At 45.8% G+C, this 23,789-nt stretch carries 17 protein-coding genes and 1 pseudogene; 1 reads left to right on the top strand and 17 read right to left on the bottom strand.

Translation table 11 applies throughout. The features are described 5' to 3' along the window. Nucleotides 1-61: 61 nt before the first annotated feature. The 3 genes from BUQ89_RS10135 to BUQ89_RS10125 form a co-directional block, all read right to left on the bottom strand. Nucleotides 62-1,378: an amidohydrolase family protein gene (locus BUQ89_RS10135; RefSeq protein WP_036573316.1), complete on the bottom strand. Its 1,317-nt coding sequence runs from the start codon at nucleotides 1,376-1,378 to the stop codon at nucleotides 62-64. 144 nt (nucleotides 1,379-1,522) lie between these two features. Continuing rightward, complete coding sequence (locus BUQ89_RS10130; RefSeq protein WP_028461837.1) at nucleotides 1,523-2,656, bottom strand: hypothetical protein; 1,134 nt, start codon at nucleotides 2,654-2,656, stop codon at nucleotides 1,523-1,525. Between the two features lie 14 nt (nucleotides 2,657-2,670). Next, entirely contained in the window at nucleotides 2,671-4,134 is a 1,464-nt protein-coding gene (locus tag BUQ89_RS10125; protein WP_245812984.1) for an alginate export family protein, read from the bottom strand. 215 nt (nucleotides 4,135-4,349) lie between these two features. Here BUQ89_RS10125 and BUQ89_RS10120 point away from each other — a divergent pair, with 215 nt between their 5' ends. Next, nucleotides 4,350-5,129: an alpha/beta fold hydrolase gene (locus BUQ89_RS10120; protein WP_036573318.1), complete on the top strand. Its 780-nt coding sequence runs from the start codon at nucleotides 4,350-4,352 to the stop codon at nucleotides 5,127-5,129. A 16-nt stretch (nucleotides 5,130-5,145) separates the two neighbouring features. Here BUQ89_RS10120 and BUQ89_RS10115 read toward each other — a convergent pair whose 3' ends face one another. The 14 genes and pseudogenes from BUQ89_RS10115 to dapE all read right to left on the bottom strand — a co-directional run bounded on the left by BUQ89_RS10115 (nucleotide 5,146) and on the right by dapE (nucleotide 23,537). After that, on the bottom strand, nucleotides 5,146-6,372 hold the full coding sequence (locus BUQ89_RS10115) for an MFS transporter (RefSeq protein WP_051537624.1): 1,227 nt from the start codon (nucleotides 6,370-6,372) through the stop codon (nucleotides 5,146-5,148). A gap of 92 nt (nucleotides 6,373-6,464) precedes the next feature. After that, nucleotides 6,465-7,667, bottom strand: a complete 1,203-nt coding sequence (locus BUQ89_RS10110) for an acyl-CoA dehydrogenase family protein (RefSeq protein ID WP_028461841.1) — start codon at nucleotides 7,665-7,667, stop codon at nucleotides 6,465-6,467. Nucleotides 7,668-7,688: 21 nt separating this feature from the next. Further along, entirely contained in the window at nucleotides 7,689-9,329 is a 1,641-nt protein-coding gene (locus BUQ89_RS10105; RefSeq protein WP_028461842.1) for a class I adenylate-forming enzyme family protein, read from the bottom strand. Further along, entirely contained in the window at nucleotides 9,326-11,227 is a 1,902-nt protein-coding gene (locus BUQ89_RS10100) for a CoA transferase (RefSeq protein ID WP_036573326.1), read from the bottom strand. The genes BUQ89_RS10105 and BUQ89_RS10100 overlap by 4 nt, the downstream gene beginning before the upstream one ends. Nucleotides 11,228-11,260: 33 nt before the next feature. Next, entirely contained in the window at nucleotides 11,261-11,533 is a 273-nt protein-coding gene (locus tag BUQ89_RS10095; RefSeq protein ID WP_028461844.1) for a MoaD/ThiS family protein, read from the bottom strand. Nucleotides 11,534-11,625: 92 nt separating this feature from the next. Continuing rightward, on the bottom strand, nucleotides 11,626-12,066 hold the full coding sequence (locus BUQ89_RS10090) for a M67 family metallopeptidase (RefSeq protein WP_028461845.1): 441 nt from the start codon (nucleotides 12,064-12,066) through the stop codon (nucleotides 11,626-11,628). Between the two features lie 162 nt (nucleotides 12,067-12,228). After that, a complete protein-coding gene (gene moeB, locus BUQ89_RS10085) occupies nucleotides 12,229-13,395 on the bottom strand; it encodes a molybdopterin-synthase adenylyltransferase MoeB (RefSeq protein ID WP_028461846.1) in 1,167 nt (388 codons plus the stop codon). 157 nt (nucleotides 13,396-13,552) lie between these two features. After that, nucleotides 13,553-15,550 carry a TonB-dependent receptor gene (locus tag BUQ89_RS10080; protein WP_245812982.1) on the bottom strand — a complete coding sequence of 666 codons (1,998 nt, stop codon included), beginning with the start codon at nucleotides 15,548-15,550 and terminating at the stop codon, nucleotides 13,553-13,555. Nucleotides 15,551-16,045: 495 nt separating this feature from the next. Then, a pseudogene (locus tag BUQ89_RS13575) lies at nucleotides 16,046-16,204 on the bottom strand (hypothetical protein); the annotation flags it as partial. 165 nt (nucleotides 16,205-16,369) lie between these two features. Beyond that, a complete protein-coding gene (locus BUQ89_RS10070) occupies nucleotides 16,370-18,202 on the bottom strand; it encodes a c-type cytochrome (RefSeq protein ID WP_074202593.1) in 1,833 nt (610 codons plus the stop codon). Between the two features lie 81 nt (nucleotides 18,203-18,283). Then, nucleotides 18,284-20,152 (bottom strand): c-type cytochrome, encoded by a 1,869-nt coding sequence (locus BUQ89_RS10065; RefSeq protein ID WP_051537625.1) that lies wholly within the window; start codon nucleotides 20,150-20,152, stop codon nucleotides 18,284-18,286. Further along, nucleotides 20,149-20,427 (bottom strand): hypothetical protein, encoded by a 279-nt coding sequence (locus tag BUQ89_RS10060; protein ID WP_028461850.1) that lies wholly within the window; start codon nucleotides 20,425-20,427, stop codon nucleotides 20,149-20,151. The genes BUQ89_RS10065 and BUQ89_RS10060 overlap by 4 nt, the downstream gene beginning before the upstream one ends. Before the next feature lie 514 nt (nucleotides 20,428-20,941). Further along, nucleotides 20,942-22,117 carry a catalase family protein gene (locus BUQ89_RS10055; protein WP_051537626.1) on the bottom strand — a complete coding sequence of 392 codons (1,176 nt, stop codon included), beginning with the start codon at nucleotides 22,115-22,117 and terminating at the stop codon, nucleotides 20,942-20,944. Nucleotides 22,118-22,397: 280 nt separating this feature from the next. After that, entirely contained in the window at nucleotides 22,398-23,537 is a 1,140-nt protein-coding gene (dapE, locus tag BUQ89_RS10050; RefSeq protein WP_028461851.1) for a succinyl-diaminopimelate desuccinylase, read from the bottom strand. Nucleotides 23,538-23,789: the final 252 nt, after the last annotated feature.

The raw sequence follows: 23,789 nt of genomic DNA, 5'->3' as shown, positions 1-23,789 counted from the left end.
GCCTTTGAATACGGCAGTCTTTTAGCTATCCTAATGGAAAACGGGGATGTAATGCTTCTGTTTACTGAATCATCTCTTTTTGGGCTGTTTCGAAATTATTGACAATGATTTTACCGCCCGAAATAACCAGGTCGGGATACTCCAGGTTTTTTAATTGGTGGTGAAGGTCGCCCTGCACGGCAATGATATCGGCCGGTGCGCCGGGTTGTAAGGTGCCCAGTAACGGAATATCCAGTTGTTGACCGGCTTTAGATGTGGCCGCACGCAAAACTGCTGCCAGCTCCATTCCTGCCATTTTCATCATATAGATCAGTTCCTGAGCGTCGATTCCTCGCGGGATGTCAGGATGTGCAATTTCAGCACCGTATAGCAATTCCCCACCCAAAGCTGACCAGGTGCGGGTATTATGTTCGATACCCGTGCATTTGGATAACGTATCCAGTGTAGTAACGATTTTTACATGCTGTGATACGGCTTTTTCTAATAATTGCCTGGGGATCTGGTTACAAGGCATGTGTGCCCACTCATCAACCCCTGCGTTAATTGCAATCTGTGCGCCCCTGACTTCTGCAATATGTGCGGTTACTTTCCGGTTATGCTGATGCGCTTCACTCACAATCGCTCTGACTATTTCTTCTGATAATAGCGGCCATTCCTGCTTGACGTTGGAAGCAGGATGATCAGTGAGTGCTTGATGTGAATGAATTTGTTTCTTATCCGAGTGCGCAGGATGTTGATGCCCATGATGTGGATGATCATGATGAGCAGACCAGGGTGCACCAATCTCGCCCCCGGGTTCCAAGGCGATTTTGATGATGACGGCACCCTGATTAATGAGGTTGCGAACAGTACGTCGCGCTTCTTCTTCAGTTGAAACAGCGATGGCAATATCGCTAGCACCAAGGATGGGAATGGGGTAGCCATGGGCTGCCGTGATAATCGGTCCGGAGGTGAGAACGCGCAGGCTACCATTACCGCCATATGGCTGATGTACGGGACCACCTAAATCTCGAATGGTTGTGATGCCGTGTTTTAAAACAGTGTCTGCTGGCACATTTTGAAATGAAAGGTGTGCATGTAGTTCGATCAAGCCGGGCAGTATGGTTGCTTCACCCAGATCGATAATTTTTACGGCAGCCGTGGTTTTAAATGACTCGCGTGTGCCTATGCGTGAAATCTGTCCATTTTCTATCAGTACTGAGGTGTTCGTTTTGATTTGCTCTCCATCAAAAATACGGGCAGCATGCAGCAGAATGGGTATGGATTTTATGTCCTGCGCCACGGCAAAGATGGGAAAAAAGACGAGCAAAATCAGTATCCAACCAGATCTAATTTGTTTGAGCAGTATTAAAATTTTTATAAAAATATGTTTGATCATTTAATTCTCCATAGGTTAATAAAAGCGTCACAGGGATTGATTCGAATTGGCCTGGAATCTTAAGTAATGGTTTGCCTGTTTTTAAATCTGGCCGATGATTTTTAGAGCGGGCGTAAGCCCAAGTATGCCCGGGCTTATTTCCCGTTATATCTGATCAGGTTCAATGCGATGAACCAAAATGCAAAGTGCTGCCATCAGAAGAAAGCTACCCCAAGTTGTTTCAACCAATGCTTCCTTATCTGGATGAGTTTTGTAGCAGCTTCCCCAGAATATTCCGGAATCCATGTTAGCTTTATGTTTTTTTGAATGATTGCTGGATCGGATACCCGTAAAGTATTGACTACGTATGATCGCGGTAATCTGTTGATGCGCGTATCTATGCCATTGCTGGCCATTCGGTACGAGATTGGCCAGGGAAAGCATGGCAAGAGACGCAATGACAGAGGCGGAGGGATCGTAGAGTCCATTGGGATTATCCAGTCTGTTCAGTGGCAGGAGTTCGGAGCGTGAATTTTTCCAGTATTCACAAGCAGACTGAGCATATGTAAGGTAAGGTTCTCCCCATTGTATGGCTGCTCGACTCAGTCCCAACATGCCCCAGGCTTGACCGCGAGACCATGCACCCGCTTGACCAATCGGTTGAAAGCTTCCGTGGTTAAAATGAGCGGTTGCGTGGAATGCACCCTGGGTATCGCAGCAGGCCGCTATTAAGGTATCGGTGTGAGATCGCAGGATATCTTCATATTCCCTGGATTTGTCTTGCCTGAAAAGTTGTATTAACGCGGCAAGGCTGTCTATCGAGATCAGTTGCTTTCCTTTTTCTCCACCTCCCATATCTATACCGAGAGGGATGCAATGCGTTTTCGGGTCATAGGCAGCTGCGAGTGCGATCATCGATTGCTGTGCAAGCCTGCGTGCAGGTACATCCTGAAACCAGATATTTCCAAGCGAAGCGCCATACCAGAAAACAAGGCTACGATTAACAGAATCCGTATCTATTTTGGGTAATAAGCGTTGACAGAGTTCCGATGCCTTACACTGGTCAGATACTGACTTTGTGATGTGTGCCCGCAGCCACCACCATGCACTCCAGAATCCGCCAACCCAGGAACCACCGGGTGAAATGGTCCACTGATTACTTGTGCTCGGTGAGTAAAGTGGAAAACCATCGGTACAGAGGCTGTCAATATGTATCATATGGCAAATCATGACTTCAATCGCTGATTCTATTTCTGCATGGCTTGATTGCTGCTGATTAGTTTTATGAATCGTATGCATAAGAAATATCCTTTTCAGAAAACCAGATTAAAATCTGCCCAGAATGAATGCGCGTGCTTATTCCCCTGGAAATTATTTTTAATCACACTGCCAGCGAAAGCATGACCATAGTAAAGTCGCCATGAGAAATGTTTGCTGACAGCATGCGTGAAACTGATATCAATTAACTGACCCACATTTTTACTCCCACCAGAAGATTTGCCTGAATAGCCAAATGCGCCTGAGTTTGTGGTTGCGCCCAGGCCTCGGTAAGCAAGGTCATTTGAGTTAGTGAGCGACAGGTGATGAAAATTTATGTTTATCTGAGTCTTTGGGGTAGGCGATACAATCATTTCTATGAAAGAATCCCGAATATTCATTTGATTGTAAAATGGAAATTTGGAATAGAGCCGTCCGCTCGGAAGCAGTGTGAGAAAGGTTTGATGTTTATTGTCCTGGGCGTTGTTGTCGCCTGAACTTTGATAATAAATAGCGCGTAACCATGGTTTGAAACGTATCTGAGTCCATTGATAACCTAATTCAGCTGAGATCGCCCAGGCCTGGTGCTTCTGATCAGTCCAATCACCGAACTGATAGGCTCCCCACAATAAACTATCGATACTGCCTGATTTCAATGGGTGCAAGGATAAGAAATGGGCGCCCAGTGTATGAATAGCCAGATTCTGGTTGTTTAGCCGTGGTCTTGCATCCGGTGGGCGGTTATCGATAATCTGTGTATCGCGTTTGTCATTGTAATGTATATAGAAAAGACGGCTCTCTGTTCCAGGTAGCCAGGTATTCTGCTTACTGGTGAGCGCGGTATAAAGTAGATTGATATCGCTGATTTGTTTTTGCCCCTGAACTGTAAAACCTCCTTGTGTTGGGCGCATGCCACTGATAGTCAAATTAAGCTCTGGTCGGTCGTAGACAGCGGAAAAACCATCAAAACTTCGCCCGATATAAATGACATTAAATCCGCCGATGAGGCGTTGTGAAATGCGTCTTTTCTTTAATGTGTCGAGTTTGGTAATGCCGGTACGATATTCCATTCCATCCATGAATTCGAAACGGCCTGCTTTTAAAGACAGCCCGGGTATACCTAATGAGTTGAATTTGAAATCAAGATAGCCTTGTTTTAGAAAAATGTTGGCGGAATTAGTAGACTGATTAGCCAGAAAATAACCGCCTCCCAAACCCAAAGGTCCGCCGGGAACAGCAACCGAATTATCCGGGAGTCCAAAGAGGCCGATATATTGTCCCTGTATGTAACCATCGACATAGGGAGTTGTCAGCTGTGCACCGAGCCTGGCACGTAATACTGATAAATCATAGGTATGGTTATTATTGATGGCAGGTTCAGGCCGGAAAAAATGCCATCGCTCGTAACTACCCATTAATTCGCCGTTAATTCGCAGATATTGATTAATCTGACCCACATCTTTGGCTTCCTTTGCGCTGAGCGCGCCACTGATGAGTAGGAGAGTACTTATAACACTCAAAATGATTAAGCATTTCAGGTTTCGGATTACAAATAAAAGGATGCCTCTGGGGATGGGTATGGTTAAAAAAGTCATTGCAATTTCATGCCTTTACTTCATATAAATAGTCGTTCAGTGATGCCTGACAGGTAACCTGATTGTTCACAGGGTTGTACTTGAGTTTTTTTATTCGTATGATTTTGTTTTTAACTCAGTAAACTGAAATACATAGAATCATGGAGTTGATAACATCAAGGGATGGCACGCCGATTGCCAGCTGGCAGCGTGGGGCGGGAGATCCCTTATTACTTGTGCACGGTACGACCAGTGATCATCTTGTCTGGACATCGGTGCTGGCTGCGCTGGAACACCATTTTAGTGTATGGACCCTGGATCGCAGGGGACGGGGCTATAGCGGTGATTCCGGCAGCTATGCGTTTGAGCGTGAGTGTGAAGATATCGCGACTATCATTGATGTGATTGGCGGTCGCGTACATCTTCTGGGACATTCCTTTGGAGGGCTCTGTGCCCTGGAGGCAATATTGCTAACTTCAAACATCGGCAAACTCATGCTTTATGAGGCTCCTATTTCTCTGGCCGGCAGCGGTTGGTCGGAAATGCGTGAAGCGACCTTGCAGAACCTGCTGATCTCTGGAAATTGGGAAGAAGCAGTGCTTCTTTTCTTTCGTGACATTCTCAAAGCAGCGCCTCATGAGATTGCGGCCATGCAAGCCGGATCGAACTGGCCAGGGCGTGTTGCAACTGCGCATACTATTTTGAGAGAATTGCAATCCGTTGATAAATATGATTTTAATCCACATCGATTTGATTCCCTTCGAATTCCGATCATGCTCCTGTTGGGAGAGGATAGTCCCGCGCGTCGCTATCAGGCTGCTGAAGTATTGTGTCGGAGTCTTTGTGGTAGCCAAATCAAAATTCTCCCAGGACAACAACATGGTGCGATGAGGACAGCACCTGATTTGTTCGCTCATGAAGTGATCGAATTTTTTCGATAGTCAGCATCGTGATAGGTTAACTAGAGTGGCTTATTCTTGCTGATAATTGCGCCGTCTCTTGTTGGCGGCGCGCTGATGCCAAAGCCCATGTCAAGATACAGGCGGTCATCAATATGCCTATTAAGGTGCTCCAGCCGAGTAGAAAACTGCCAGAATAATTAGCAAGGGAAGCATAGAGCGGCGGACCTAACGCGAAACCGGCAAAAAAAGAGACTGAAACAAAGCCGGATGTGGTGGTTACAGGACCGAAAGCTGAATCACGTATGAGCATGCTCATTGCGATTGCATTGGTGCCCACTGCGCTCAGTCCAACACCGATGGCACCGACCCATAGACACCAATGATGCTCTGGATCTGCAAACATTGTGAAGGCGATTGCGCCAGCGGCAATAGCCGAAAGAATAAATAAAAGCCGGGATTCATCTGCAAGTTTTGATCCCAGTGGGGTTAATACGATTCTGGAGAGCATGCCCGTGATGCCAAAGATGCCAATTAAGCTGTCGGCCAGAGAGAGTGACATGCCTTGCTGCATTGCAAAAGTGGGTAGAAAAGTGACAAATGCAGAAAGTGATAGGCCCACACAAAATTGAATACTCATCAGCCACTGTGTCAGTGAATTAGGAAAAGACCGGGTGGGTGCCTGGCTGCTTTTGGTTGGTTGTTTCGGCGTAACATAAAGGGTTGCGATGCAAAATAACAGGGCGACAGGAACAATTACGCCGAATGCCACGCGCCAGCCATATTGAAAGGCGATACCGGGGAGCACTAGACCTGCGAAAAGTGCTGCCAGCTGAACGCCGGATTGTTTGAGCCCCACCATAAAGGCTCTTTTTTCTGCTGGAATTTGCTGTGTGATTAATAAGTTTGTAACCGGATTTGCAAGGGCTTGTGCAATGCCGCAAATGGCAGCAGCAATCATCAAACCATAAAAATCCTGAGTATTTGCAATGAGTGTAAAAGCAAGGGTGATAGCAAAGAAAATGATGAGCAGTGCGTATCGTGTTCCAATGGTGTTCACGATAGCACCGGCCCACAGCGACAAAATGGCGGCCAGACCGAAAGCACTCATGATGAGATAACCCAACCATGTAATATCAAATTTTAAATCCAGACTAAGAACGGGTCCAAGTGTGCTGGTTGCATATAAAATCAGCATGGGTAAGGTCATTGCAAATACCAGAACAATTCGGAGCAGATTGTTAACCATAGCCGTATGGTAAGCGGGACTAGTTAATGTCGACATAATTAAGACACCCGATTGATAAGAAATCGTCGTATGGACTGTAATGGATAGAAATAAAACACACGCATAAAGCCGAATGGATAAGAATTTGATTAATCAAAGGAGTAGGTGCTTTTTTGTTGATAAAAATGGATCAATTGGCGACCTATCGAACTGATCAATGAATCTTCCGTGCCGTCGAGGATGCGTGATGCTCGCGCAATTTTACTGATACCGGAAAGGGGAGTGAGATCACTGATGCCTTCGGCACCATAAAGTTGTATGGCTGAGTCAGAGGCGATACATAAAGCCCGAGATGCCGCCATCTTGGCAGTATTGATTTCAATATGGCTAGAACACTGGGTATCGACGCCGCGTGCAGCAATACGGATGAGTGCGCGCGCGCTTGCGATTGCTTGATAGGTATTGCCAATGTGCTGGCGTACCAGTTGCTTTTCAGGCAATCGTGCTGATCTTCCATGTGCTGAATTAATGCGTGCACCCATTAAATCCAGACATCTTTGGGCTAATCCCACCCAGCTCATGGCGCGCAATAATCGACCGATTCCGAGCCGTTGATTCATTAACTCGAGACCTTTCCCACAGCCGCCTAACAGGTAATGTTCAGGTACTTGCACGGCATTGAATGAAATTTCACTCTGATCAAGAGAGCTGCCTGCGATCGGGATAGGTCGCTCCACTTTGAGCCCTGTCGTATTGGCTGGAACAATGATCATTGAGAGTGCGCTGCTGAGGAGAGCATCTTTTTCCCCAGTGCGGGCTAAAACAGTAATAAAGGTTGCTTTGTGTGCATTCGAGACGAACCATTTTCTTCCGTTGATATGCCAGTTCCCATTGGATAAATGAGCTGAGGTGGTGATTAAATCAGGAATTGAGCCACTGTGTTCCGGTTCGGTCATGCCATAGCTGGGAATGGTTTTTCCGGAAATCATGGGCTCTAGAAATTGCTTGCGAATCTCATGATTACCAAATTTAAGCAGCATATGTGCATCCAGCGCTGAATGACTGCCGAAGATATCTGATGAAAATTCGGTGCGCGCCTCTTGCTCAGCAACTAATAGATAATCCTCCAGAGCGGTTATTTTTCCACCATAAGAGGCAGGGTAAAATAAGCCCCATAGTCCTGCCGAGCGTGCCTTTTCAGCCAGTTCGGATTGTAATTGGGCTGATTGATTCTCCTTACACGCTAATTGTGGCTCGTTTGGGATAATCAGCTCATCAACAAATCTTCTAACCTCGTTTGCAAGCGATTGGGCCAGAATGGTGTGTGTTGATCTTCTATTGATTGTTAACATAAGGAAAAGCTGGGTCTCGGATTAATTACTAATGTGCATGGGAATGGCTAATTCGGCTGCGAGCTTTTTTTTGTCTATTTTTCCTGCTGGACTCAGTGGTAATTGCCGGAAATGGCGTAGATATTCGGGCAGTTTGTTGATTTCCAAGCCTTGTTCATGCAAGTAGCGGGTCATTTGAGATAATGATGGATGTTCAACACCCTCCCGTAGAACCAGACACAGACAAATCCGATGCCCTAGATCGGGGTCGGCAATCGGTATGCAGGCGGCGCTGACGACAGCCGGATGCGAGACTGCAATACTTTCTATTTGTGCGGGGCTAATGTTGACACCACCGCGAATAATGATTTCTTTCTTGCGCCCGGTTAGTATTAGATAGCCATCATTATCGATGTATCCCAGATCTCCAGTGTAGACCCAGCCATTCTGATCCCGGTACAGTTCGTCCAGATCGGGTGCATTAACATATTGCATAGGACTCATGGGACCTCTTGCGGCGATTTCACCGATTTGACCCGGTGTTATTTCCTGCTTTCGGTCATCAACAATTTTAATGCTGCAAATATCCGGGTTAGGCCGTCCGGCTGTATGTAAAATGGTCTCTGGACTGTCATCGAGTGAAGTATGGCAATTCACACCGTCTGCGGAACCGTATAAGCTGATAAAACCGCAGCGAAATGCGTGGGTGCATCGTTGTATGGACGCGACATCAATTTTGGCTCCTCCGTTGATGATTGCGATCAGACTGCTGGTGTCAATCTGCGATAAAGCCGGGTCAGCGGCAATGCGCTGGAACATGGTAGGGACACCAAAAATATAATTCGGTTGGTGTTCGTTAATAGCCTGAATGGCTGCTGTAACATCGAATTGTCGTAAAATGAGAACTGATCCACCCAGCCAGGATAAAACACCGAATGTTGCCGTTGAACCAAAGGCTGTGCCAAGTGGCATCAGATAAAGTCCTTTAAAGGTGTGGCCATCTGGATGTATGTGTTGTAGAAAACGTCCTCGTCCACCTATCAGTGCATTGTGAGAATAGGCAACCCATTTTGGATCAGATTCTGTTCCCGACGAAATGAGGAAACGAACGGGTGCGTTGGGACAAATTGTCATTAACTGGCCAGGTTCAATTGGCCGGGCTTGGGATAAATTATCCAGTGTGTGCCAGTTATCTCGTGCTGTCCCGTTCACAATCAATATACGAAGTGACAGCAGAGTGGGCCTTATGGATTCGATGAGCTCGCACTGATCAATGCCCATCGATTCCTGTTCCACAATGATGACACGCGCGTCACATTTTCTTAGCAAGGATTGAATATCCAGTCGTCCACGTCCGGGCGGAAAAGGAGCCACAATAGCGCCCAGTGCAGCAGTCGCAAGATCAATAGCACAGCTCCTCCAGCTATTATGGAGTTGATATGCAATCACATCACCTGGGACAACGCCTAATGCGCTGAAGCTGGCCGCCAGGCGCTGCACTTTATCGAATAAATCCGCATAGGTCATTGTTTCATCCAGAGCGATCACGGCTGGCTTGTCCGGTGTTTTCTGCACATGCTCGTGGAATAGCGTATAAACAGATTTATTCGGATAGATGCCATTTTGAATCCACTGATTTCGGATTTCAGGCGGGACTAAATCGATAATGCCTGCATGATTCATTTAAAACTCCAGGGAGATTTAACCCGGGTATAAGAACCCGGATTGAAATGTGATTTCAGTCGAGCTTGGGTTTGCAGTTCTGTCAGGTCTTCAATGACAACAGCAGCGGGTATGCCGGCTTGTTCGAAGATTGTGACCCATTCATCCGCTGTTTTAGAAAAAAGGTATTTTGTCAGGGATTGTTGAAAATCAATTTCTTCAGTATCGATTGCAATATCGAGTGCCTGGATTAATCGTGTCGTTGTGGGATAATCACGACACTCAATGGCAATTTTTCCGTGCCGGGTAGGATAAATGTTATTAATGACAGGCTTCGAGCTTGAACGTGTATCAGGTAATTGTTTTGGGTCCTGAAAATCATCGTTACATAATAACGTTGCACTACTCATGAGTGATGAAGTCACCCTTACACCCATATTGTTAAGGTGGCGACTGAGTAATGCGATTGTGATTCCTTGTGCTGCGACCACGCCGCCTAATATATCCAGTACTGTAAATAACGAACCGCCATTGGTGCCAGATGAATGGGCAATTTTTTTTGCAACTCCGGAATAAGCCTGCGCCATAAAATCTGTCCCCGGTGTTGCATGCAGGGCGGCAGGCGTTTTTTCATGGGTTGACCAGCCAGCAGCATAGCCGTAGACCAAGGCCGGATTCAAATCGGTAAGATCGCTGTAGTCAAGACCGAGTTGGGCTGCTTTGCCGGGTGCCCAATTATGTAAGAAGACATCTGCTGTTCGAACTATATTTTTTATCTCGGCTTTACCCGCCGAAGATTTGATATCGATCTCTCGAATAATTTTGCCTTGATTGAGTGCATCAAAGCGCGCAGAACAGCCGTCTGCCATGGGCGGCATTCCACGTAGAGGATCTCCGCCAGGCGGCTCTATCCTGATTACCCTAGCACCCAGAAATGTAAGTAAATGTCCGGCTAGCGGTCCTTGAATGCGTCGACAAGACTCAATGACGGTAAGGCCGCTCAGTGGCAGAGTATGCCTGCCTTGTTTGGGGAAAGCCGGACTACTAAGGCCAGGGCCAGCTTGAAATGCCCAGGGACCTTGCCGCCATTCCTGTGCGAAGTGTTTGTCCAGGATTCTTTCATCAATAGTGCGTATGGAACAAATGGACATCCCTGTATTGATGGCTATTTCTGAAATCTGACGAAAAGTATGTTTTGAAAGTGCACTGATGAGTGCATCGGGAATAGGCGCGATGGCTTTGGCATAACGCAACAGGAAAGCGGTCCACCCATTGCCGGCCAGCGTTGGGTGGATGCCAATCTGGGCCCAGAACTGTTGCCAGGGTTCGACATTTAACGTTTCGAGTTCAAAAATAATGCCATCGGATGAAATAAAAGGCGGCGCGGCTGGATGTGATATGCTGCCCGGAAACAAAGTTTCTGGTGATTCTGTTGCGGTTGCGCCGGCGATATATTGCCCCATACTTAATAGAGCGGCGGCGGCCATTGAAACATGGTTGCTGGTTGCTGAAAGGCCTCGCAGTTGTCCTAACGCGGTCGCGGCACCCCCTTGCAAAGCAAGCGTTGCAGTTAAAGTCGACACATAATCTAATCCGAGCGACTGAGGTTTCCCGCTAACGCGTCCATGTACTGACATCAATCCACAAGCGGCCTGAATAATGTTTTCAGTCACGGCCGTCTGCTTGGCAGATTTATCCCATTTGGTTATCTTGCAGATAACGGGTTTGGTATGGGGCGTTTTAAATTCAAAGGACAAGGATGCAGTAGCGGAATCATCGTTATCTTCAGTTGACTGGATCATCGCACCCAATGCCCTGGATTGGTAGCGTAGTGAAGAGGCGACTGCTGAGAAATCCGGAATGGAATTTCTCAGAGAACCAGTGATCGTGCATCCAGCCAATGGTTGATGGATATTCATATTTTTCATATATAAAAAAAGATTGAGTCGGGGCTATCCTCCAGCAACGGCAGGTAAAATGGTTAATAAATCACCGTCCTGAAGGCTTGTTGAAAGGCCATCATGAAAGCGAATATCGTTATCATTAATATATATATTGATAAAACGGTGAGCTTGTTCCTTGGAGATCAATTTTTCTTTAATACCAGGATATGCTTGTTCCATCTGATTGATCGCATCCAGCACATTGATGCCATGCGTTTCAACCCTCTTTTGGTTATTCGTTAAGGGTCTTAAAATAGTTGGAATACTGACGGTGATTGGCATGCTTGCTCCTTTTTCAAAAAATAGGCGTAATGTAGCGTTTTAATAAAACAAAAAGAGTGGTGTGGAATGGCCTGTTTAGTCTGTCGTAAGCATCAGGCCAACATCAATTCCAGATCAGACTGATATGTTTTGACTATTCTGACCCGTTCTTCAATCACCATTTTCTCTACAATACGAAAACTGCGTATTTCGTCTTCATAAGTTTGATCAGTCGAAATAATGATGTAGTGGGCTTGAGGCTCAGTGGCATATTGAACATCGGTATGACTGGGGTATGCCTGTGAATGCGTATGGGAATGGTAGATAACGATTGGCTCTTCATCGCGCTGTTCCATTTCTCTCCAGACTTGTAGCTGCTGCTGCGAATCGAATTCAAAGAAATCTTCCGATTGTGCAATATTGCGCATGGGAATCAGTCGTAGTGGAAGATTGGATTTGACGGGACCGGCAATAATCCCGCAGGTTTCGATGGGATGATCCTGCCGTGCCTGAGCGATCATTGCATTCACTAGTTTCGTATGTATTGTCAGCATATTTCTGATCTCCTGGAAGTTAAATAGCTAAAGATTTTCTTACTCAAACAAACCATTGCTATTGGTTTAAAAGGGCGCATTCAAAAGTGTCGTTTTAAAAAATTCAAGAACCTGATGAAACATAAATGCGGGTTATAAGAATCAATCGGCCGCATTATTCGTTCAGTAGCTGGGCAGTGAGGGATCAACGTCTTTTATCCATGCCAGAATTCCGCCTTCCAGGCTTTTGACATTCGTAAAGCCTTGTTTTTGCATTTCGATCAGAACATCTCGAGAGCGTGCCCCCATTTTGCATTGGAGGACAATGAGACCTTCCTGATTCATATTCGCTAATATTGCTTCAGACATTATTTTATGCTTTGGAATATGGGTGGCGCCTTCGATATGGACGATGTTCCATTCTTCGATTCCGCGTACATCAATAAGCTGTAGATTCGTGCCGCTTTCTTGCATAGTCTTAAGTTCTCGCGCACTAATCACCGGCACATCAGAGTGGGGTGGTGATGGCTGTAATCCACAGAATGCTTGATAGTCAATTAATTGAGTGATAGGCGTTCTCACCGGTGCCGGACGAAGCGGAATAAATCGGTAGTTCATATCAAGCGCGTCATAGACAGCCAGTCGACCCAGCAGTGTTTCGCCTAATCCGGTGATTAATTTGATAGCTTCTGTTGCCATCATGGCTCCGATTGAAGCGCAAAGAATGCCCAGTACACCGCCTTCCGCACAAGAAGGGGCCATTCCTGCTGGAGGGGGCTCAGGATATAAATCGCGATAATTCAATCCCACGCCACCTGGCGCATTCTCCCAGAAGACAGAAACCTGTCCCTCGAACCGGAAAATAGAACCCCAGACATAAGGTTTTCCTGCTAATACACAGGCATCATTAACAAGATAACGTGTTGCAAAATTATCTGTTCCATCCACTATCAGGTCATAGCCCGATATGATGGCTGCGGCATTGGCCGCTTCAAGTCGCTCACTGTGTAGTTGTACGAGAACATAGGGATTTAATGCCTTAATCGTATCCCGTGCACTTTCTGACTTTAATCTGCCAATATCGGATTGCCCGTGAATAATCTGTCTTTGCAGATTTGATTCATCGACCCTATCGAAATCAATAATTCCCAGCGTACCGACACCGGCCGCAGCCAGATATAAGAGGGCTGGCGAGCCCAGGCCACCGGCACCGATGACTAGAACCTTACTGTTCTTAAGACGCTTCTGTCCTTCCAGACCGACTTCAGGAATCAATAAATGGCGACTGTACCGTACAATTTCATTTTTACTTAAATCTGCTGCTGGATCGACTAATGGGGGTAATTGCATCAGATACTCCATTTTTAAATTAAATGATTACTTCACTTCAATTGGCAACTTGACTTGCGAGTGATGCTGGGACTGACAAAACAAACAGGATAAATCCTATGTGTATCGAAATACATGCGAAGAGAATCAGGCATCATGTCCGTATCAATTCCGCTTTTTATATAAGATTCAAACTGACAGAGAAGCCGATTTGACCCCAGCGTCCGGGCATGGGATATCCGGAACGATAAGCATAGTGCTCGTTAAGCAGGTTTTCCGCGGCCACAAAGACTTCTCCCTGTTTGCCTAGCATGGCTAATGGGTAAGCAACCCGTGCATTCATGATGACGAATGAATCTACCTTTTCTGTATTGGAAAAGGCCGGATTGCGTGCGCGACTCAATGCCAATACGCTGGATTGATATTGTGTGTCTACTGTCAAGCGAAGGGGGCCAACCTGGCCATTAATCCCCGCTGTAACCGCTCTACTTGGCGCATAAGGTAAATTATCGATACTGGGGTCAAGCAAGGTCAGGCTGCCAAACAGGGACCAGTTCCGGGTAATATCCTGTCTGAGTGAGAACTCGGCACCCCGAACGGTATAAGCGCCCAGATTTAAGAATTGAGGTGGCGGTGGAATATTCGGAGGAAAACCAAAAATATATCGATTTTTCACATGATCAATAAATAGACTCACATCAATTTGCGTTGTATTAAAAGGCGTCAGCTTTATGCCGACTTCGGCATGACTGAGCTCTTCTGCGGAAAGCTGTTTCCACGTATCCCTCAGTGGCGGCATTAAATGTGCAAGCAGCGGTGCTTCGAGTCCTGGATAGTGAATGCCGCGCGATACATTACTGAATAGTGTGATGTGTTCGGAAATCAATGACAGGCCAAAATGGGGTGCAGTCTTGGTTGCGAACTCACTGTGATTGTAGACGCGGACACCGAACGAAGGCACCAGCAGCCAATCCTCATGGACGGCGTACTGCTGGCTCAAAGAAAAATAGGGTGACGTTACCCGAAAAGTAGGCAGATTAACCTTATCCTGCGGAGCCGGCGCGATACGGTTAAATCGCGAATCACCGGAAACCCGATCACTGTCCAGTCCGGCAGTAATGGTGCCACCTTGCCAGGGCGAGAATACTTCTTTCCAGCGCACGCCGGTTGTTTGAAAATTGTTGAAGTGATTGCCTTCGATGCCGCCTTGTCTTAACCAGTTACCTTCACCTCGATTATGGTAGACACGTAGATCACCCTGCCACCGGTCGTGGTTATGTGATACAAAAGCGTATGACATACCGGATTGTGTTTCATATTTCGGGGCAACCGCTACGCTGGGTAGTCGATTATCACCTGGATCAAGAGCTTTGTTGTCGACAAAAATAAAACCGGTGCCAATTGACCAATGCGGGTCTAATTGCATGCTGACACGCCCCATTACATTATTCAATTCACCATCCGCATTCCGCCGATGTCCATTCGATTGCGCATGACCCTGTGCCAGCATATACGATATATTTCCGCTGCGGCCGACCAAGTCTGCTTGTTCGATAAAGGTTCCGAAATAGCCACCTGAGACTCTGGCATTGATCAGTGTGCCCTCTTGATAAGCCTGTTTTGTTTCGAGATTAATTGAAGCAAAATTATTGCCATTAATATGAGGCTGTGGGCTTTTGTATACAGTGATGGATTGCATGCCGTTAACAGGCAGTAAATCCAGTAAGGGGTGATTCCACACACCCATAAAGATGGGAATACCATCTACATAAGTCATAATTTCGCTGCCTGGCCGACCTGCGCCCATGCCACGAATATAAACAGCCCCACCTTGATCACCGCCAAAGCCGCCAACTGGGTTGTAACGGGATATCTGCACACCAGGCGTGCGCCGCAGTGCGGTAGCCAGATCAAATGCATTCTGATCGCGTAGTTGATCTGCCTTGACCACTGCTGATGTAGCTGAGAACGGATCAACCTGAATTTGATCGATAATGGGATTGGCTGTTATCTCCATCGGAGCGAGGTGAATCGACGGGGTTGTTGGTGACTGCTTGCTCTTTATAACGGATTCGCTGGTAGCCGTGTTGCCCTCTTCAATAGTTGAACGAGGTGTTGTTGTTGGAGGTAACTCAGTAGCAAGCAAAGGAGACGTAGTCGCAGCGATTATTGTCAATACTACATATTCTTTTACACTGTATCTTCTTACGTTCATTTCAATACTATGTGCCTTATTCTCAAGCTTTAGATCGTTTGCTGACTTTGATAGAACAGGGTGGGTATGTTCTTCCATCAGATTCGGACGTACATAAAACTTGTATCGTTATTGGATGGCGTGAAATTTAAATCAAATTAACCTGATTGGGAATGTGACAAATTGTCGCGCGACAAATTGTCGCAGGGGCATGCGCATGGGCTGACAGCGCATTGGATCATGAAATATTGAATGAGGCAGGGAAGAAAAAACTGGTTGATGTAATGTGAGCTGGAATGGGTGGACAAGCTGGGAAAATGCAGGCTGCCGTTCAGAAGGGGTGACAGGCTATTACCTTATTTCTGTTGCCTGACTCATTCATTTTTGGCGGAAAAGGTATCCATACACTGAGGAGAAAATGGAAATATGAAATTTGATAGCGAAGCTGAAGACAGCGTCTTTGACATCCTCCCTCGCCTAAAGACAGCGGTGCGTTCCTGTTGCTAACGACATTGTTGCATCGTTCACTTGGCAGGCGAGCTGGGCATGCCCTGCCCTTGGAATATTGATGGCCGCGTTGAGGTCTGCATTTTCTGCGTACCCACATTCGATACACGCGAATTTGAATTGCGTTGTGCGATTCTTGGCGGATACATGGTCGTGAGAATAATGGGGTCAAGTCTTGTCTTTTGATAGTAAAACACAAGACCTTACCCTAATGTTCGCGCATCCTGCCCCCGCCAAGCGAAACCTTGGTTAATAGATAAATACCCTGCTATGACTGGGAATTGTCTCTTTTGTTCAGAGGGTCTTCATGAATTCAATAATTGCCATTGCGCCCTCTTTATCGTTAGACCAATCTAGTTTATAGGTAACCCCTTTAATAGTGATGTCCTTATCATGACCTGCATTCGAGAATACTTTAACGGCCCTGGTATCATATCGATAACCCTCTTCTTCCGTCTGCGCTGCTTCGCTGTTAATTCTCCAGGAGAAGCCGAGTAATTCCTGGTCATAATCCAGGCGACTTTTCATGAAAGCAGCCGGGCGCTCATTTGGAACCAGCAAGTGATACATGGTGGGAACTGATCCATTGTGTAAATAGGGTGCCTGAGCCCAGATACCGCCCAAGGGCAGGGCATTATAACCATCATGCAGCGCCGGATCCATCATGGCAAATTCTGCTTTACCAACTAAAGATACCCCCTCAAACTCGGCACAAGGCGTGACTGTACCCTGTGGCATGTCGATAGCTGTGTCTGGCGAACAGATTGCCGTAAATCCCTCTCGACCGCTGGCAGTAATAGCTTCACTGGCAACTTGAGCCCGGCCTTTATCTGTGCCCAATGTTTCATAGACCGTGCCATTATGTGATCGGTGACAGTCAGCGCAGTGCTGTTGATACAAGCCTTTGCCTTTTTCGGCTTGATTCATATCGACCGCGAAAGGATAAGCCGGCGCAGGTAAGTTTTCCAATAATTCTTGAGCGAAAGCTGCTACGCGCACATCCGTTTCTGGGCCAAAACCCATTGTTAATTCAGCCGCCAGGTTTCTGAACATGGGAATGGGTATATTGCCGTTCCATTGTCCACCACCATTGATTAATTGCTTGTGATCATCGGACCAGCTAACTTTGCGTTTACCTTGCTCCCAAACCGCCATGAAATCAGTTATGCCTTGCGTTGGGGGAAGATCGGTTTCGGGGTTGGCAGCAGGATCTTTTTTAACATCACGCTTAACCACATAGCCAAAAGAAGTGCTAATACCGGTTGCATCAGCCATCCCGCCAAAACCATTCAGCATTTCTGCTTCAAACCCGTTGTAATTCTTCTCCAGTAAGGCCGCAAATGCCTGAAATTCCAGTTCAGTGCGCCCCATGAATTTCGCAATGATGGCGGGGGCATTTTGTTTGAATAATGCGACCTGGTTGGCTTCGTATTCTGCATCAAATACTTTGTCACCTAATTGATAATTTCGATAAAAATAGTTTTTATCATTCGTGTGAACTTGATCTAATGCGGCAATAACCGCTTTGGTCATGCGCTTAATCTTTTCTTCCTGGTCATTCGCATCGCCGACAATTTTTGCTATCGTCTCACTGGCTCTAACCCGATATTGTGGCAAATTAAAATGTGCGTTCACGCCGCCATCGATATAAGCCATGCCTTCGTCCGTTCTTACTCTGCCAATGTGACATGCGCCGCAGGTAAACGAAGCATAGTCAACAGCCCCATTGGGTTCGTCGCGCGCCAGGCCGCTCCAACCAATGCCGCGGGCAATTGGGTAATCCGGTATACGTTCATCCAGATGCAGACCGATAACATCCAGAAAATTTTCGTTACTGCCCCATAATTCGGGTGCTATCTTGGGTAAGAGTTTAAGGATGATAAAAGGAACGCCATCGTTAATTCCAAGTGGAAAATCAGCAAACCAGCGGTAGGCCACCTGCTGTTGTACCAGGTATTGATCGAGTTGTTGTTGCCGCTGTTGCTGCAACTTATGCCAGGCATTTTCTGATGCCACCGGCGTCGTTACGACGGTGGTTTTAGATGAGGATTCCTTTTCGGCTTTGTCCCCATCGCAGGCACTAATCATCAGCACCAGGACTATAAGAATACCGTGTAATTTATTCATGATTAAACCCTACGATTTGTTTTTATTCAGGAAAAACAAATGGTGACTTTAGTCATCACCATTTGTTCTCAACAGCAAAATTTATAGCGTTTTCATATACTCGATTAGCTGATAGCGCTCCTCACTCGTATAATCCCGCCATTCACCACCTTCCTGAGTTTGGGTATAATTTGGTCCGCTATGGCCTAGATTACTATTACCGGGAATTGGTTTACCCTGTTTGTCAACGGTATTAAACAAGAAGCTGTTGCCGTCTTGATTTGGCTCAAACCCCACTTGTTTGGTATCTAGTTCTCTACTACCGACATAAAAGGATTTTTCACGTTCAGTATCTGACAATAGCAGTTGATATAAACTGGATACGGATCCATTATGCAAATAAGGTGCTGTCGCCCAAACGCCGTTTAATGGCCTTGCTTTATAAGCTAGCAATTCTTCTGGTTTAATAGTTTCAGTATAAAAGCCGCCCAGTTCGAGGATCAGACTCATTATCTCAGCGTGGCTAAGTTTCGGATTAGACGCGGCCAATCTATTATAGATAACATTACCGACAACGGCTGATAGCACTTTAGCTCGCGCTACCTTGGGTTTATCCTGATCTTCAGGGGGGAGATACTCGCGCATAACACCTGGATCAACATTAAAAACCGGATTTACAAAGTTCCCCGCCATCAGCGGATCAGTACCAATTTTAGGCAGGCCCACTCTGGTTATCTTGATGAACTGTTTATCATACTGGTTAGGAGCAGTCATCGGGAATTCGCCATTTTTATCACGGATGCTATGACACATCACACAATTCGCCGCAAATAATGCCTCACCTTTTGCTGCCTTGGTAGCATCAATTGCAGGGAGTGGCGCGCCCCATTTTGGCGAATCCAGTTTGCTCATTAACTGTTCTAACTGATCCAGATTAACGATCTTTGCGGAGGAATAAAAGCGTTCGTCATCATTAGGGGTATCCACAATCGTATGAGCAAAAACACCGGAAACCTCACCGACATTACGGCTAATATGATTATTGGCTGATCCGTTCCATTGCACCCAACTGAGTTGGGAAGTATTCCATAGGAAAGGGTAGCTGACTGGTGCATTGGACGGTGTGGCATTGTCCTCAATGCCGGTAAAGCTTGCTGTCACGCGATTTAAGATAGCCCCAAATGCGTCTAGTCGCCCATAGCCATAAGGCATTGCGCCGTGGTAATTGATCTGAATATAATTGTTTAACCAGGCAGTGTAAGCGATAACTTCCGCTTTTAAGCGTTGCTGCTCGGTTTCGTTATAGCCTCCGTCAGCCAGTACATTCTTTGCGAACCGAGCTAGTTTATCGCCATCAGAGGTTGTTGCGGTCAATGCCTTGGACATCATTTTAATCATGGTCTGAAAATCCGCCATTGGCGGTCCACCATCAATTCTCAGCGTTTGCTTATTATGGGTAATTTCGGAAGTATGGCAAGCTGCGCAAGTCAGACCCAGCCACTCTCTGTATTCTTTATAAATAGCTTCGTCACTGGATGACAAGCGAGATGCGTATAAGGCAGAAGAAAGGAAATCCTCCTTAATGTCATCTTTAACAAACCCAATAGGCAGTCCGTCTGGATTTCTACCCGGAATTTTTTGTTGAGGGATATAACCCAGCTGTTCAATATTTTCTTTGGCACGGAACAAATTTTCAGTATCTGATTGTTCCAGAGCCATAAACCAGGAATAGGGAATTAATTGCGAACCTTGTGACGTATTGTAAAAATCCAACCTTTGATCCTGGGTCCAACCTTGTTCAAAAGTAATCACATCAACCTGCTGAGAAGCTTCTTTTTCAGGGGCTATTTCCTTCTCACCTTCGCAACCTATTAAGAGCAAAAGGGGTAGTATGTAAAATATAGATGACCTTTTAATAAAATTAGACGTATTTTGGTATCTTATGCCTTTATTTAAGTTTAATTTTTTCATGACATTAACTTCCTTTTTAAAGTCAATGTGGTGTCTGCTTCCTCAACCACCTGATTCTTTTCTGTGGTTCCGGTTCTGTCGTCGCTACCTGTCTGATAGATCGATACAATCTTGTCTGCCCCGCTGGAGTTGATATTGGCGGCGTTACCGGTGCTGTTATTGGTTGTGGCAGCGTCAAAGATGACCGCGTTATCGGCTGCGCTTGCACTGCCGTAAGCCAGTGTCAGCACGATGGTAGTTGTAATCGTGACTATTTTCTTAAATGGTGTTTGCATTCCTGCTCTCCAAATATGTTGTTAACCCATCTTATTATGGTCTTGCTCGCGAATTGTGGGGTTAGCACACTTCATCTTCATATAAGCAAATATCGCGCCACATAATCTGATCGCAGGATGTTAATATATAACATATTGTTTATTATGAAAGTTTTATCCTAGCTGAGATATCGGTGAAGACTTGAAAAGAATCTAGGTGGGTAACTGTGATGAAATGATTCCCTGTCTATGGAATGTATGCAATAGGGTGTCAAGGCTGCCAGATGTCCGCATTATCTTCTCAGCTGGCAGACTAAGTGTTGAGGAAAGGTGGCAATCAGTATTGAAAAACGGGAGCAGTCTATAGGGAAAATGACAGTATGGGTTTGTCGTTTAATTTAATAAAAAATTCTCAGGTCGCTGCGTGACCATAAATCAGAGTATGAACTTGGCTCACATGAATGCGTCCTGAGAATAATGAATTTTGCGTTACACAGCGTTATTCAAGGGCGGCTTACGATAGGCATTTTGGCGTTCATTTTGGAAAGCCAGAAGGCTCGTTTGCCTGAGCCCGATATTGCGCCGAAGCGTTGTAAACCCCAAGGCGCAATCGATTGATGCCGCCCAGCGGTTGATGTTCGGCCAATCCGTGCCACGGAGTGAACACCAAATGTTCGCATTCTGTTATGCGTAACGGGTTATCGAAATCCTGTTTGTCGATAGTGATCGTGGCAACATTTTGGAATGGAGCAATATCTTCTCCCCAGTGCGAAGATGCGTTTTCGATAGGTAACGAATCAGTGGTTCTAATCTGCACCTGGAAGTCAAAAATAGCCTGCTTGCCGTTAGTTGGATCTAGGCTCTTCTTAAGCGCTTCGCGCAAATAATCAGATGAGGGATTGGATGGCATCGAAGTATTGACAGGGTCTCTGGGGGTGACAGCAAACTTGGCAACGGTATCCTTGCCGAACAAGAAGGGTGAAGCAGAGAAATAACGACCTTCGAGTGGGTTGCTCAATTGAGTTTTTCTGATTTCTTGAATGATATCTAAAGATTCCTTTTTTCTCGCGGTCAAAGGAGGCGCGAAAAACGAATCGACAGCGTCTTGGTTGGCTAACTGAATCTTAGTTAATTCCAAATATTCCGTCACATTGGCAAAGGCAAACCTGGCTTGATTAATTAACAGGAAATCCTGGGTTTTGGCTCCGGGTTTGCCGAGTAGTGTGGTGCCGTCCACCCCCATCAATTTAATCGCCATGCCTCTACTTTCATTTGCACCATCTTTAGCAATGTCAGGGCTAACCGTGGCTGTAGCATTGGAGAAACGAATCCATGTTTCATAGGTTTTTCCCGCAGAAGCCAGCACTCCGGCCTGGAGTTCTTTTGGTAGATCAGGATTGACTGTAAACTTCGCTTGTACGCAACCATGATCTTTGGGATGCACCCCTCTCCTGGCCATGCTACCGGGATAACGTTGTTGTTGTAGTTGGGTGATGAGAGTGATAATTTCTGCGATTTGTTCTGCCTCACCTTCGGGAACCATTTCGAATTTCGTAGGGGAAATCGAGGAATTTGCTTTCGCAGCGCTTCCGCTATATTTTTTAAGTACTTCCGGCGACTGCTTGATGTTCTCTGCGAGAAACATTTCGTCCTGGGCATGGACGGTCAATGAGATTAAGAACAAAATGGAAAATATAGATAATCTTTTCATGATATTAACTTTCTTCTAATAATTAATTTTTTGATAAAATACCAAAGCTACTATGCATATTCGTGCGAAAACACTCGCTAAAATATGTCACAGGTGTTTTTCTGAGTGAAACCACTTTCTTTTTCTGTATTTCTCTGCGTCACGATTTTACAAGCTTTGTTAAAAAAATGGTTTTAGACAAAATAATATTAAAAAACCGAAGCTTATAGAAGTGAAGGGGATTGTTTTTTGAAGCATAAATATTATATTTCTATATAGGTTAAATTCCAACAATTTGAAATCAAGCTGAATTTGCCAATAGGTTTTTCAGTGTGAGCTGATAAATTTCTGATAATCGTTCAATATCCTTTACTTCAATGTTCTCATTGAGTTTATGAATTGTGGCGTTGCACGGGCCGAATTCTATGACTTGTGAACAGATATCGGCAATAAAGCGCCCATCCGAGGTTCCACCGGATGTGGATAGTTGTGCTTCGATTTTCGTCACCTGTTTGATTGCGTCACATACGGCATTGGCTAATTCTGCTCTGGGTGTCAGAAAGGGCTTACCGGAGAGTGTCCATTCCAGATCGTAATCAAGCCCATACTGGTCAAGAATTTCATGCATGCGCGTTTGTAATGATTCGACTGTGCTGGCGGTAGAGAAACGAAAGTTAAACAGTAAATTGATTTCACCTGGAATAACATTACTAGCGCCGGTTCCTCCTTTGATGTTAGAGATGTGCCAGGTAGTAGGTGGAAAATATTCATTTCCCTGATCCCATTCGGTTTGAGCGAGTACAGCAATAACCGGCGCGGCCAGGTGTATAGGATTTTTTGCCAGATGGGGATAGGCGATGTGTCCTTGCACGCCTTTAATGGTAAGGTCTCCGGACAGAGAGCCCCGTCGGCCATTTTTAATGGTATCACCGAGCTGATTTGTACAAGTAGGTTCGCCTACAATACAGTAATCAATCAATTCACCGCGTGATTTAAGGGTTTCCACAACTTTTGTTGTGCCTGCGACGGCAACGCCTTCTTCGTCTGAAGTAATCAACAGTGCAATGGAGCCACTGTGTTCTTGATGTGCTGTGACGAAGGCTTCGATCGCAGTAATAAAAGCCGCCAGTGAAGTTTTCATATCCGCTGCGCCGCGGCCGTAAAGTCGATTATCGCGGATAACAGGAGTAAAAGGTTCACTGTCCCACTGTGTGAGCGGACCGGCAGGGACCACATCGGTATGGCCGGCAAAACAAAGTATGGGTGCCGTCGTACCACGTCGTGCCCATAGATTATCCACCTCGCCAAAGCGCATTCTTTCAATATTGAATCCCAGTTTTTCTAAGCGCTCAATCAGGATTTCCTGGCAGCCGTCATCATCAGGCGTTATTGAGCGGCGTGCGATCAGTGTTTGAGCGAGAGTCAGCGTGTCATGAGGCATGTGCAATTCCTATATAAGTCAGGTTGATCAAGTGGATAAATAAAAGATAAGCTTGAGATATGGCGATTCGAGATAAACTGAAGTAAGCTGTTGATATCGCTGCTCAGCGCAGAAAAATACGTGGATCTTACTATGGCAGATCAACAAAATCTTACCGTTTGAGTAGGGATTTACGTAATATTGATGTAAATTTACGTTATGCCCAGTTTTATCGTTGGTAATGAATTCTACCTATTCAAATGAGATCTTGCA

This window comes from Nitrosomonas cryotolerans ATCC 49181 (genome assembly GCF_900143275.1).
GTDB lineage: Bacteria > Pseudomonadota > Gammaproteobacteria > Burkholderiales > Nitrosomonadaceae > Nitrosomonas > Nitrosomonas cryotolerans.
This window is presented reverse-complemented; position numbering and strand designations above follow the sequence as displayed.

What these genes read in the sequence shown, in the direction of transcription:
- BUQ89_RS10135 (WP_036573316.1), bottom strand. Translation starts at nt 1,378, where the DNA reads ATGATCAAACATATTTTTATAAAAATTTTAATACTGCTCAAACAAATT.
- BUQ89_RS10130 (WP_028461837.1), bottom strand. Translation starts at nt 2,656, where the DNA reads ATGCATACGATTCATAAAACTAATCAGCAGCAATCAAGCCATGCAGAA.
- BUQ89_RS10120 (WP_036573318.1), top strand. Translation starts at nt 4,350, where the DNA reads ATGGAGTTGATAACATCAAGGGATGGCACGCCGATTGCCAGCTGGCAG.
- BUQ89_RS10115 (WP_051537624.1), bottom strand. Translation starts at nt 6,372, where the DNA reads ATGTCGACATTAACTAGTCCCGCTTACCATACGGCTATGGTTAACAAT.
- BUQ89_RS10110 (WP_028461841.1), bottom strand. Translation starts at nt 7,667, where the DNA reads ATGTTAACAATCAATAGAAGATCAACACACACCATTCTGGCCCAATCG.
- BUQ89_RS10105 (WP_028461842.1), bottom strand. Translation starts at nt 9,329, where the DNA reads ATGAATCATGCAGGCATTATCGATTTAGTCCCGCCTGAAATCCGAAAT.
- BUQ89_RS10100 (WP_036573326.1), bottom strand. Translation starts at nt 11,227, where the DNA reads ATGAATATCCATCAACCATTGGCTGGATGCACGATCACTGGTTCTCTG.
- BUQ89_RS10095 (WP_028461844.1), bottom strand. Translation starts at nt 11,533, where the DNA reads ATGCCAATCACCGTCAGTATTCCAACTATTTTAAGACCCTTAACGAAT.
- BUQ89_RS10090 (WP_028461845.1), bottom strand. Translation starts at nt 12,066, where the DNA reads ATGCTGACAATACATACGAAACTAGTGAATGCAATGATCGCTCAGGCA.
- moeB (WP_028461846.1), bottom strand. Translation starts at nt 13,395, where the DNA reads ATGCAATTACCCCCATTAGTCGATCCAGCAGCAGATTTAAGTAAAAAT.
- BUQ89_RS10070 (WP_074202593.1), bottom strand. Translation starts at nt 18,202, where the DNA reads ATGAATAAATTACACGGTATTCTTATAGTCCTGGTGCTGATGATTAGT.
- BUQ89_RS10065 (WP_051537625.1), bottom strand. Translation starts at nt 20,152, where the DNA reads ATGAAAAAATTAAACTTAAATAAAGGCATAAGATACCAAAATACGTCT.
- BUQ89_RS10060 (WP_028461850.1), bottom strand. Translation starts at nt 20,427, where the DNA reads ATGCAAACACCATTTAAGAAAATAGTCACGATTACAACTACCATCGTG.
- BUQ89_RS10055 (WP_051537626.1), bottom strand. Translation starts at nt 22,117, where the DNA reads ATGAAAAGATTATCTATATTTTCCATTTTGTTCTTAATCTCATTGACC.
- dapE (WP_028461851.1), bottom strand. Translation starts at nt 23,537, where the DNA reads ATGCCTCATGACACGCTGACTCTCGCTCAAACACTGATCGCACGCCGC.